The organism is Micromonospora sp. HM134 (assembly GCF_007833915.1).
Lineage (GTDB): Bacteria > Actinomycetota > Actinomycetes > Mycobacteriales > Micromonosporaceae > Micromonospora > Micromonospora wenchangensis.
Window position 1 is genome coordinate 2,591,011 of the sequence record NZ_CP041061.1, and the last position, 13,215, is coordinate 2,604,225.

4 protein-coding genes are annotated in these 13,215 nt (G+C 66.6%); 3 read left to right on the top strand and 1 reads right to left on the bottom strand.

What is annotated here, in order from left to right; translation table 11 throughout:
• The first annotated feature begins 664 nt into the window (after positions 1–664).
• The 3 genes from FJK98_RS11605 to FJK98_RS11615 all read left to right on the top strand — a co-directional run bounded on the left by FJK98_RS11605 (position 665) and on the right by FJK98_RS11615 (position 10,888).
• A complete protein-coding gene (locus FJK98_RS11605; protein WP_168222420.1) occupies positions 665–3,469 on the top strand; it encodes a LamG-like jellyroll fold domain-containing protein in 2,805 nt (934 codons plus the stop codon).
• A 146-nt stretch (positions 3,470–3,615) separates the two neighbouring features.
• Positions 3,616–10,392, top strand: a complete 6,777-nt coding sequence (locus tag FJK98_RS11610) for a polymorphic toxin-type HINT domain-containing protein (protein ID WP_168222421.1) — start codon at positions 3,616–3,618, stop codon at positions 10,390–10,392.
• A gap of 4 nt (positions 10,393–10,396) precedes the next feature.
• The gene (locus tag FJK98_RS11615) at positions 10,397–10,888 is read left to right on the top strand and encodes a hypothetical protein (protein ID WP_145919029.1); all 492 of its coding nucleotides are present in this window, start codon (positions 10,397–10,399) and stop codon (positions 10,886–10,888) included.
• A 171-nt stretch (positions 10,889–11,059) separates the two neighbouring features.
• On the opposite strand, the gene FJK98_RS11620 is transcribed toward FJK98_RS11615, so the two are convergent.
• Positions 11,060–13,165 carry a ThuA domain-containing protein gene (locus tag FJK98_RS11620; RefSeq protein ID WP_145919030.1) on the bottom strand — a complete coding sequence of 702 codons (2,106 nt, stop codon included), beginning with the start codon at positions 13,163–13,165 and terminating at the stop codon, positions 11,060–11,062.
• Positions 13,166–13,215: the final 50 nt, after the last annotated feature.

The following is a 13,215-nucleotide window of genomic DNA, read 5'->3' on the forward strand; positions in this document are numbered from 1 at the left end:
GGGTGTACGACGGTTGGCGACCGGTGCTGAGCGCAGGTGAGCGGGTGGGTTCGCCGCCGGTGGTATCCGCTTCGCTACAACCCGTCACACTGGGTTGGCGCTGTGTCCGTTTCGGCGTTGGCCGGGTTGTTTGTGGTGTCAAGTTGTGACGGCTCTTTACGGGCCGGCTGAGCGATCTCTAAGGTCCCGGTGACTTCGATCGTTGATCACGGGGGCAGTTGTGCGTGGATGGGTGAGTTCGTGCGGTGCTGCGCGCATTGGTGGCGTGGCCCGCTGGACGGTTGCTGTGGCCACAGCGGCGTCCGTGGCGGCCATGGGTTCCGTGATCGGCGCGCCGGTGGCGCGGGCTGCGTCGCCGGCAGCGGCTGCGTTGGAGGCGGATGGCGAGGCTGCGGCGATGACCTTGGCCTACCGCTACCGCAAGCCGGTGCTGGTGACCGGGATGACGTCGCCGACGTCGACAGTGTGGGCACAACCCGATGGGACGTTCCGCGCGCAGATGCATACGGCGCCGGTGCGTGCCCTTACGCCGGAGGGTTGGGCGGATGTCGATCTGACGTTGGAACGTCAGCCGGATGGTTCCGTGGAGCCGAAGGTTCATCCGTACGGACTGTGGTTGTCGGGGGCGCGGCCAGCCGGCAGCGACGGGTTGGTAAGTGTCGGCGTGGGGGAGCAGCAGAGCGCCCTCGGCTGGGTCGGGAAGCTGCCGGATCCGCTGCTGGTGGACACGACGGCGACCTACCAGAACGTGAAACCGGGCGTCGATCTGGTGGTGGAGGCCCGCCCGACGGGCTTCCGGTACTCCTTCGTGGTGCACACGGCGACGGCAGCGGCCGGGATGACGTCGGTGTCGATGCCCTGGTCGACCGGCAGTGACGTGGCTTCCGCCCGGTTGACCGGCGCGGGATCGGTGGAGGTGTCGCAGGGCGAGATGTGGGACGCGCAGGTGTCCAGTAGTGGTGAGCCCCTACACCGCGCGGACGTGGGTGTCGCCGCTGCGGTCATCAATGGTCAGAACAGTCTGGTGATGACCCCGGACCGGGAGTTTCTCGACAGTCCCGGCCTGGTCTTCCCAGTGACGATCGATCCTTCGGTCAACCTGAGCCCGTCGTTCGACGCGTACGTGCAGAACACCATCTCCAGCACGGACAAGTCGGGCGATGACGAACTGCGTCTTGGCTACATCGTGGATCCGAACGAAGGCTGCTCGTCGGCCTGCCTCGCACGGTCCTTTCTCAGTTTCCACAACCTGAGCGGCTACTCGGGGGCGACGGTCGTCTCGGCAGAGTTGTTCCTGTGGAACTACCACTCGTACTCCTGCACGAAGGCATCCTGGGAGACCTGGCGGGTGGATTCGGTCTCGTCATCGGTGCGTTGGGGCAACCAACCCACCTGGCGGGAGAAGGACGGCACCTCCGACGGCACGAAGGGGTACAACTCCGGGTGCGGTGACGGCTGGGTGTCGGCGTCGGTGAAGGAGACGTTCCAGACGAGCTTCTCGGGCAATTCGGCGACGGCGAACGTGGGGCTGCGGGCGTCCAACGAGTCCAGCAACAGCGGATGGAAGAAGTTCAACTCCTCCGAGGCGTCGTCGAATCGGCCGTACGTGACGGTGGTGTACAACCGTGCCCCGAACGTGCCGACGCAGTTGGCGATCGACTCGTGCTACTCGGTCTGCAAGTCACCGGCGGTGGTGCGTTCCGGTCGGCCGACGGTGTCGGCGATCGTCTCCGACCCCGACAGCGGGACGATGCGCGCCGAGTACGAGGTGTACGACAACGCGAAGACCACCCTGAAGGTCAAGTCCGGGACCGCGGTCACCGGTGTCACCTCCGGCACGGCGAGGCCGTGGCGGGTGACGACGACCTTGCCCGACGGGACCTACCACTTCCGGGTCCGGGGCTGCGACAAGTACCAGTGTGGAACCTACTCCGGCTGGTTCACCTTCACCGTCAACACCCAGGACCCGGCTCTGCCGACCATTGCCGGCACCACATACACGGAGCAGTCGACCGGGTCGTGGAACGGTGGTCCGGGGCAGGCGGGCACCTTCACCTTCGGGCCCAACGGCGCGTCCGACGTGCAGGAGTACATCTACGACCTGAACGGTGCAAACTCGGTCACCGTGCCCGCCGGTACGGCACAGGGGCAGGTCCTCACGGTCAACCAGCAGCAGGTGTCCACCGACCTGACCGGGTTCGGCGGGCACAATGCCACCGTCACCCGTGACACCGGTCGGGGCCACAACAGCGGGCAGTCGCTGAAGGTCGCGCCCCTGGCATCCGGCGGAACGACCACCGCACCGCAGGGGGACACCTTCGCCGACGTCGGCGGTGACTACGGTGGCCTGCGGCTGGGCATGACCGGCGGCAAGCGGTACTGGATCACTGGCTGGATCTACGTGCCGGCCGCCACCGGCCTGGGGACCAGCGGCACGTACGGCACCAGCCGGGGGCTGCGGATCGCCGCGTTTTACAAGGTCGGCTCCCTCAACGTCGAGGTGACCTCGCCGAAGGCGACCGTGGTCGACGGCTGGCAACAGTTGTCGCTGGTGATGTCGGTGCCTGTCGGCGCGACCGAGGCGTTCGTCCGGCTCTACAACGGTTTCCCCTCCGGCCAAGCCAGCAAGGTCGTGTACTGGGACGACCTGTCGGTCAGGGAGGTCATCGGCACCAGCACGACAGAGTCGATCACCCCGAGCAGGGACGGCGTGAACGTCCTGTCGGTGCAGTCCCGGAACTCGGCCGGTGCCACCTCCGATCCCCGGATCTACCAGTTCCTCGTGATGCCCACCAACGGCGAATGGGCGTGGACGTTTGACCAGGACACCGCCGCCGCCGCCGCGGTGTCCGCCCCGACCGGATTCACCGCCGCCTACACTCCCACCGGAGTCACACCGTCAACGACCGGTCATATCGGGGAGGGGGCCGTGTCCCTGGACGGAAGCGGGTACCTCTCGACGTCCGCTCCGGTGTTGAACACAGCCGACCCCGGCGGATTCACCGTCGCCGCCTGGGTGCGGCTGACGGACCTGACCACCTCCCGTACTGCCGTGTCGCAGCTGGGTGCTGCCAACGCCATGTTCCGGCTCGGCTACCGCAACGACGTCGATCTCGACGGCGACACGATCAGTGACTCCGCCTGGTGCTTCACCGCCACGGCCGCGGACGCCGTCAACGCACCCGAAGCCACGGCCTGCACGAGTCAGTTCGTCGCGGCGGACGACTGGGTGAGTCTCGTCGGCGTCTACGACAAGCCGACCGGCACGATCCGCCTCTACGTCAACGGAACGGCACCCGACGGTGCCGAGGCGGCCATGAACATCGTGGGCGGTTGGACTTCCACCAGCCCATTTCTCATCGGCCGGGGCAACGATCCCAACGACCGATGGGTCGGTGACATCGACCATGTCAAGGCCGCCAGACGCGTGTGGAACTCCACCGACGTCGACAACTACCTCGACTCATGATCCGCCCTCTGGACCCTGTGCTCGCCGGCCGTACGAAGAAGGGAACCTCTGTGAGGTCGTTCGGTTCAGCCCGCCGCCCCACCGCACGGGGCGTGCGCGGTGTCGCCGCCGCTGTCGCCGTCGTCATGGTGACGGCACTCGCGCAGGTGCCCGAAAGTGAAGCGTCGGCGGCCTGGCGACAGCCCACGCCGAAGGACGTCACCGGGGTGGCCGTCAAGCCGCTCAAGCACACGGTGCGCCCGTCCTGGACCGCCGGTGGGCGCGAGGTCGGCGCGGTCGGCCCGGTCACCTGGCCTGTCGGCGACGAGACGGTGGAGTTGTCACCCGCCGGTGCACGGAGCATCGCCGCCGCCAGAACCCGAGCGGGGAAGCTGCCGGTCTGGGTGTCGTCCGGCGCAGTGTCGGGGCCGGCGACCCAGGGGACCCTGCGCCGCGATGCCACCCCGGTGACCCGCGCGCGAGTCGAGATCGCGAACCGGGCGCTCACTGGGGAGGCGGGCGTCTCAGGGCTGTTGATGAAGGTGTCCCGGGCGGATGGTTCGTCGCAGGACGGCCTCGTCACCATCGAGGTCAACTATGCCCAGTTCGCTGCGGCGTACGGCGGGGACTGGGCCTCCCGGCTGCGCCTGACGCGGTTGGCCGACGGGCGATCCCTTAACAGCCGCAACAACCTGAAGACCCGTACCGTGACGGCAGCGGTGCCCGTCTCCGGAAACGGATCGGCGAGCCTGATCGCCCTCGCCGGCGGTGCCTCCGGCGACAACGGTGACTACTCGGCCACCAGCCTGTCGCCTGCGGCGACGTGGCAGGTGACGGCACAGACCGGTGCCTTCTCCTGGTCTTACGCCCTCAACGATCCGCCAGCGGTAGGTGGCCCCCAGCCCGGCCTGAGCATGTCCTACTCCTCGGGAGCGGTGGACGGCCTTTCGGCGAGCACCAACACCCAGGGCTCCTGGGTGGGTGACGGATGGGACCTGTGGCCGGGGCTCATCGAGCGGAAGTACAAGGCGTGCGTGGACGACAAGGACACCATGCGGGGCGGGGAACCCAACAACAAGACCAGCTACGGCGGTGACCTGTGCTGGTACAAGCCGGAGGGCAATGCCACCATCTCGCTCAACGGCCGCGCCGTGGAGTTGGCGAAGTCGTCCGGGAACACCTGGAAGGGTGTCTCCGACGACGGCACGAAGATCGAGTTGCTGACGGACACCAGCCTCGGCAACGGTGACGCCGACGGCGAGTACTGGAAGGCCACCAAGCCCGACGGCACCCAGTACTACTTCGGCCGTAACTACGGCCCCGGAGGCTCCTCGGGCAGCACCGCCACGAAGTCCACGTGGACGGTGCCGGTGTACGGCAACCATCCCGACGAGCCCGGCTACACCGCGGGTGACTTCGGTGCCTCCCGCACCACCCAGGCCTGGCGGTGGAACCTCGACTACGTCGTCGACCGGCGCGGCAACACCATGACCTACTTCTACGACCGGGAGGACGGCGCCTACGGCCGGGAGGGCGACAAGGCCAAGCGCACCACCTACCACCGGGGCGGCTGGCTGACCCGCATCGAGTACGGCAACCGCAGCAACGCGGCCGCCACCGTCCGCCCTGCCGCGCGGATCGTCTTCGACACTGCCGACCGGTGTGCCAGCAACTGCTGGAACGACGGTGACCCGGTCAAGGCGTCCTGGCCGGACACCCCGTGGGACCAGTACTGCAAGACCGCCCCCTGCACCGACCAGTTGTCGCCCACGTTCTGGACGGCGAAGCGCCTGGCCACGGTCCGCGCCCAGGTCTACTCCGGCGCCGGCGACACCTACCAGGACGTCACCACCTGGACGTTGCGGCACACCTATCTACAGGCCGGTGACAACGAAGGCAAGCCGATGTGGCTCACCGGGGTGACCCGAACCGGGAAGGTCACCACCGCTGGTGGCACCGAGGCCAGCGACCCCGAGATCGTCTTCGACCCGGGCACTGAACCCCTTCCCAACCGGGTCGACGCGATGGCCGACGGCCGGTCCAACCTGTTCCGCTCCCGCATCAACACCATCACCACCGAAACCGGCGCACAGATCGCGGTCACCTACTCCGCACCGGAGTGCGTCCGTAGCGCCCTGCCGACGGCGCACAGCAACACGAAACGCTGCTACCCCCAGTACTACGGCCCGAAGGGCGAGGAACCGACCCTCGACTGGTTCCACAAGTACCGCGTCGACCGCGTCGACGTGTACGACAACACCGGCGGCTTCGCCCACCAGCAGACCAACTACGACTACCTCGACACCCCGGCCTGGCACTACGACGACTCCGAACTGGTCGACGAGAAGAAGCGCACCTGGGGGGAGTTCCGCGGCTACGGCAAGGTCCGGGTCCGCACCGGTCTCGAATCCGGAGTCCAGACCGCCACAGAGTTCCTCTACTTCCGCGGCATGGACGAGGACAAACAACCCGCCTCGACAGGGGAGAAGCCGCCCACCGGCTCCCGTGACGTGTGGATCACCGACTCGCAGAACGTCCGCGTCGAGGACCACGAGGCGTACGCGGGCATGATCCGCGAGGAAACGACCCTGCTCGGTGCTGGTGGCGGTTGGATCTCCGGAACGATCACCACCCCGTCGAAGCAGGGCCCCACCGCGACCTTCGGCAACCTCAAGGCCTGGATGGTCAACAGCGAGACCGTCCGCAACCGGACCAAGCTCGCCAACGGCACCACCCGCTGGACCAAGGCGGTGACCACCGTCAACAGCGATAACCTGCCCACCTCGATCGACGATCAGGGCGACGAGAACAACCCTGCCGACGACACCTGTACCCGTACCTGGTACGCCCGGAACCAGAGCCTCTGGATCCTGAACCTGCCGAAGAGGACGGAGATGGTGGGCGTCGCCTGCGCCGCCACCGCCACCCTCCCGGCCGACCTGTTGTCCGCGTTCCGTACCACCTACGACGCCACCGACAAGAACTGGGACACCTACCTCCCCGTCGCCGGCAATGTCGCCAAGGTGGAGGAGATCGACACCTGGAGCGGCACCACCCCGACCTGGATCACCACCGGCACGTACAAGTACGACGTCGTCGGGAGGGTCCGCGAAAGCACCGACGCCCTCGGTCGACTGACCAAGATCGGCATCACGCCGGACGTCACCGGACCCGTCACCGCAATCACGACGACCAACCCGCTCAACCAGAGCAGCACCACCACCTACTCCACCGCCTGGCAGAAGCCGGTCACCGTCACCGACGCCAACGGCATCCGCACCGACCTCACCTACGACGGGCTGGGACGTCTGCTCAAGGCGTGGCTTCCCGGCCGCTCCAAGACCGCCAATCCCACCTCACCCAGCGTCGAGCACATCTACCAGGTGCGGAACACCGCCGCGACAGCCGTCACCACCAAGACCCTGCTGCCGTCGAACACCACCTACAACACCTCCATCACCCTCTACGACGGGCTGCTGCGCCCCCGGCAGGTGCAGCAGCAGACCCTCGGCGGCGGACGGATCCTCACCGACACCGTCTACGACTCCCGTGGACTGCTCGACTGGTCCACCGCCCCCTACTACGACAAGACCAACACGCCGCCGAACACCACCGTCTACGGCGGTGCCGGCACCCCGGCCGTCCCCGCGCTGACCCAGAACGTCTATGACGGCGCCGGACGCCTCACCGACGCCATCTTCAAGGTCGGCGTCAACGAGACCCTCAACGAGAAGTGGCGTACCACCACCAGGTACGAGGGCGAGAAGACCACGGTCATCCCACCCAAGGGCGGTATCGCCACCGCCACCATCACCGATGCCCGCGGGAGAACCGTCACCCTGCGGCAGTACAAGGACCGCGCCGACGCCGGCAGTGACACTGCCACCACCTTCGACGCCTCCCAGTACCGCTACACCGATCGCGGTGAGCTCTTCTCACTGACCGACCCGGCCGGCAACGTCTGGCGGTACGAGTACGACCAGCGCGGTCGCAAGAAACGCGAAGAGGACCCGGACCGCGGCGTCACCACCTTCTCCTACGACGACGCCAGCCAGCTGATCAGCACGACCGACAGCCGTACCAAGACCCTTGTCTACGGCTATGACGACCTCGGCCGCAAGACGAGCCTCCGCGAGAACACCACCACCGGCCCCCTGCGCGCCGAGTGGACCTACGACACGCTGCCCAACGGCATCGGGCACCTCACCAGCAGCAAGCGCTACGAACCGGCTGGCACCACCAACGCCTACGTCACCGAGACCACCCAACTCGACAGCGCGGGCCGGCCGACCGAGAACCGCCTCACCATTCCGGCCGTCGACAGCAGCCTGTGCCAGTCCGGCACCCTGACCCCGTGCACCTACACCTGGACCAGTACCTACCGCGACAACGGCACCGTGGCCACCGCCGAGCAACCCGCTGCCGCCGGCCTGCCCAAGGAGAAGCTCAGCTACCTCTACAACGAGGTCGGTCTACTCCAGGGCATCCTGGGTGGGGGCCAGATCTACCTCTACGACACGGTCTACAACAAACTCGGCCAGCTCACCCAGCAGATCAGTGGCCCGTACGGCAAGCGGACCTGGACCACCAACATCATCGACGAGAACACCGGCCGTACCACCAACACCAACGCCATCCCCGAACTCAGATCGGACGTGTTCAACTTCGGCTACGAGTACGACAACGCCGGCAACGTCGAGAAGATCGCCGATCGGCCCGTCGGCGGCACCGCCGACACCCAGTGCTACAGCTACGACGGACTGCGCCGTCTGGAAAACGCGTGGACGCCCGCCAACGGCGACTGCGCGGTCAGCCAACGCCTGAACACCAACCTCGGCGGCCCCTCGCCGTACTGGCACGCCTATACCTACTACCCCGGCACCGACAACCGGCACACCGAGTGGATATCCAAGACCACACAACTCGGCCCCACCGCCAAGACCTCCATCCGCACCTACGCCTATCTCGGCCAGCCCGGGGTGACCGGCAGCCACCCTCATGCGGTCAACACGGTCAAGACCACCCTCGAACTAACCGGTGCCACGGTGAAGACCGAGACCTTCGGCTACGACGAGACGGGCAACACCAGTTCCCGGCTCGGCCCCAACGGCACCCAGACCCTCACCTGGGACCACGAAGGAAAGCTCTTCGCCTCCGCCGACAACACGGGCACCACCAGCTATGTCTACGACGCCGACGGCAACCGCCTCATTCGCCGCGACCCCGCTGGCGCCACCCTCTACCTCCCCGGTGGCACCGAGGTCCGTAAACCCACCAGCAGCCCCGCCACCGCGACCCGCTACTACAGCGGCGCGCAGGGTGTCATCGCTGTCCGTAGCTCCGCTGGCAGTCTCGACTGGCTCGTCAGCGACCACCACGGCACCGCCGAAGCGGCCATCAGCAACATCGATCTCAGCGCCACCCGCCGTCGCAGCACACCCTTTGGCTCTCCTCGCGGCACCACGCCGTCCACCTGGCCGGTCGCCATGGACAAGGGCTTCCTCGGCGGCACCGTCGACGACACCGGGCTCACCCACCTCGGTGCCCGAGAATACGACCCACAACTCGGGAAGTTCATCTCCGTCGACCCCGTCATGGACCAGGGCGATCCGCAGCAGTGGAACGGCTACGCGTACTCCCACAACAATCCCGCCACCTTCAGCGACCCCACCGGGCTCATCGACTCCGACTGCGCCGTGATCGCCGGCGGCTGCCCCGACTACCACCCCGGAAACGAGCCGGCCAACCAGCAGGTGAAGGGGCCCGGCGGTAACCCGTGCTGGCCAGCGAAGTGCAGCCCCCAAGGCAACGGCGGTCAGGATCCGTTCAATCCGAAAACCTGGACCGAGCAGATGCCGGACGGCCGGAAGGTGCCGAGTAAGGGTTACGTAACGCTCCAGGTCTGGGCCCAGCTTCTGTACGGTGCCAACGGCACCGGCACACACGTGTCGAACCTGAACGCCATGGAACTGGCCAAGGCCCGTCGCGATGTCTTCTGCTACAACTTCTCCGAAATCTGCAAGAAGCAGCTCGACGACTCCATCGCCGCGCAGAATAAGTTCCTGGGCGACCTGCTCGGCATTACCGACGCCGTCGACTGTGTCCACGGCAGCGTCTCCGCCTGCGCCTGGACCGTCATCGGGTTCGTGCCGATCGGAAAACTCAAGGCGGCCGGCACCATTGGTAAGGCGCTCTATAAATCGGGAAAGACGCTCTGCAGCTTCGGTGGCGAGACGCAGGTCCTCATGGCCGACGGATCGTCCAAGCCCATCAGCGACGTTCGGGTGGGGGACAAGGTCCTGGCCACCGATCCAGAAACGGGCGAAACGAGTGCGCGACCTGTCACCCATACATGGATCCATGAAGATGGACTGCGTGAGCTGAAAGTCGGCGGAGCGACGGTCGCGACGACTGAGGAACACCCCTTCTGGGTGGCATCGGAGAAGCGCTGGCTCAGCGCTGAACAGATCAAACGGGGTCAGCGACTGTACTCCCTGGGGGGTCGCGAAGTCGTAAGTGATGGGGTTGCGCCAAGTTCAGCACGCCTTGAAGTCGCTTACAACCTGACCGTAGACGAGATTCACACGTACTATGTGCTGGCTGGCATCACGCCGATCCTCGTCCACAACAAGAATTGTGGGAACCTCTTCGAGGGTGACGGTTGGCAGCACGTGCTTTACGAACACGTAGACGGAAGCCCGGGGGTTGCCCCAGGAAATACCACATTCTCCAACTACTTCGACTTGGATGACATCGGAGACTTGATTGAGGAAACTGCCAAAACTCGTGGAGTTCCTAATACTCCTGATCCGTTGACAGGGATTTCCCGGGATGGCACGAAGCATACGGTGGATTTTGGCTACCCTGTAGGATCTCGTGGCGAGACGTCAGTGGAGGTCATCCTGAACGCTGATGGATCTATCCGTACTGCATACCCGAGGTGATCGTATGGATGATTTCTCCCTGTGCTGGCGTATTGCGGGTTCCGGCTCAGCAACGTTCGTCCTGGGTCTGCCAGATGGAGCGGTCGAGATTCACACGACCTACATCGGCGACGGCTTAGGGTCTGTGCTGCAGGCGGCCCTTGACCTCCAAGGCGGCTCCAGTTCGGCGATAGCATTCTTGCCGGCGGAGCCCGGAGGTACCTGCCTATTCTTTGGCGGTGCTAGTTCATGCGTTTATTTACAGGTCGTTGACTTTGAGGACATGTCATCTGAGAGTGGACGTTGGGGTGGTGGCCGGCTTCGCTGGAGCGGTCATGTGAGTATCGATCACTTCGTCCGCCAGGTAGCAGATATGGCTGAAGGTGTTCAGGCCGAATATGAAGATGCAGCAGCATATTGTGCCGCTTGGGGAGGGATTGCATTCCCTGAAGACAAGCTTCGGCTCCTGCGGGATCGCATCGACGACGATCCTGGTCGTCTGCGACGTAAAGACTAGCGGGGATACTTCTTCGGGGATAACATGGGTGATTCCCTTCAACTCGATCAGAGCGTGATCGAAAGCCTCCGAGCTGCCTTGGGAACTCCAGTCCGGGAGGGATCCGGTAGACCCGACGTGCCCCCGCTGCCGGACCGGCAGCGGGGGCACGTCGGGTGACCGCCTACCGGATCACGGCAGGGTCCACTTCTGGTTGGTGGCGGCCAGGCAGGTCCAGAGGTGGACGGCCTGCCCGTCGGTGGCGCTGTTGTTGGACACGTCGAGGCATTTGCCGGACTGGGGGTTGCGCAGGGTGCCGTCGGTCTGGGCGGACCAGTTCTGTGCGCCGCTGCCGTTGCACGTCCACAGTTGGATCTTCGTGCCGTCGGCGGTGCCCCCGCCGGAGATGTCCAGGCATTTGCCCAGTGCCTTGACGGTGCTGTTCGGGGTGACCGACCAGGTCTGCGCTGCGGAACCGTTGCAGGTCCAGATCTGGATCTGGGTACCGTCGGTGGTCGCCGCGTTGCGGACGTCGAGGCACTTGCCGCCGAGCCCGACGATCGGCCCGGTACCCGGGGTGCCGGGGGTGCCGCCGCCCCGGACCAGGGTGAAGTCGTCCACGTCGAACAGGCCGGTCCCGGAGCCGGTGAAGGTCAGGTACACGGTCTGCGTACCGGTGGGCACCCCGGCCAGGGTGGTGCTGACGTCGGCGTACGTGGTCCAGCTTCCGGTGTTGGGCACCGCCACCTGGCCGAGCAGCGGGCCGGTGGACGAGCCGGTCCGGATACCGATGGTGCCGCCCGAACCACCGGAGACCACCCGGGCCCGCACCGAGGTGACCCCGGTCAGGTCGAGACCCGCGTACGCGGCCCAGTCGCCCGGGTCGACGTAGCCGAGGGTCTGCCCGCCGTTGGCCCCGGCCTTGGTGAACGCGCTGACCCCGTTGGCCGAGCTGAACACTTCGGCCTGCACGGTGGTGGTGCCGCCCGGGGTACCGCCCAGTTCCTTGATCCGGACGTTGCGGAAAGACACGTCGTCGCCCGTACCGTGGTTCTGGAGCCCGACGTGGCCGGCGAGCGAGCGGGCCGGGTCGGTGTTGGTGAAGTCGTTGATCTTCCGCCCGTTGAGGAATACCTGGAGACGTTCCCCCTCGACCAGCAGTTCGTAGGTGTTCCACTCTCCCGGCGGGTTCAGGGCGGCGTCCCGGGCGGCCAGGTCGGCGGACTGGAAGGTGTAGACCGCGCCGGTGGTGCGGTCGGCGGCGTCGGTGGCGTCGATCTGGATCTCGTACCCGTTGTCCACCGCCGACCAGGGGTCGGTCGATGGTGGGAAGCCGATGAAGACGCCCGAGTTGTCGTCGCCGGCCATCCGCCAGTCCAGCTTCAGCGAGTAGTTGGTGAACTGCTTGGCGCTGTACCAGTACAGACCCATGCCGCCGACGGAGGTGAGGGTGGCGTCGGCGTTGCCGAAGCTGCCCGGACCCGCCTGCGACCAGCCGGTCGTGGACCCGTTGTAGAGGTTGACGTAGCCGGTCTCCGGGCGGCAGTCGGCCTTCGCCCGACCGGCCGCGTACCGGATGCCGCCGAGCAGGTGGCTGCGGAACGCCGCCTCCGTGTACGACCCCTGGGTGTGCCCCAGGCCGGTGTAGAACGACCGGCCGGAGTTGACCGTCTTGCACCAGGAGATCGGATGGTCACCGCCCATCGAGCCGCCCGAGTACGACGACTCGTCCAGGGTGGCGAGGACCCGGGCGCCCGCGCGCGGGTTGGTCTGGTAGTTGTACCACTCGTCGGTGCGGGTCCAGGTCTGCGGCAGGTGCCCGGTGGCCGGGTGCGCCCGGTTCTCGACGCGGACGTTCGCCTGCTGGATGGCCGGGTGTGAGGCGAAGTAGCCACCCACCAGGCTGCCGTAGTACGACCAGCCGTACTCGGTGTCGGCGGCGGCGTGGACGCCGACGTACCCGCCTCCGCCGTTGACGTACGACTCGAAGGCGGACTGCTGTGCGGCGTCCAGGACGTCACCGGTGGTGTTGAGGAAGACCACCGCCTCGTACTGGGCCAGGTTCGCGGTGGTGAACCGGGACGCGTCCTCGGTCGCGGTCACGGTGAAACTGTTCGCCGTGCCGAGTTCCCGGATCGCCTGGATACCGACGGCGATCGAGTCGTGCCGGAACCCGGCGGTCTTGGAGAACACCAGCACGTCGTACGGGGCGTCGGCCGCACCGGCCGGCGTCGGGACGGCGAGAACTGCGGCGGCGGCGGTCACCGCGCCGAGGACGGATCGAAGGAGTCTGCGCATGTCACTCTCCCGAACGGGTGGAGGAGGGTGCCGGGTGCCCCGCTTGCCGG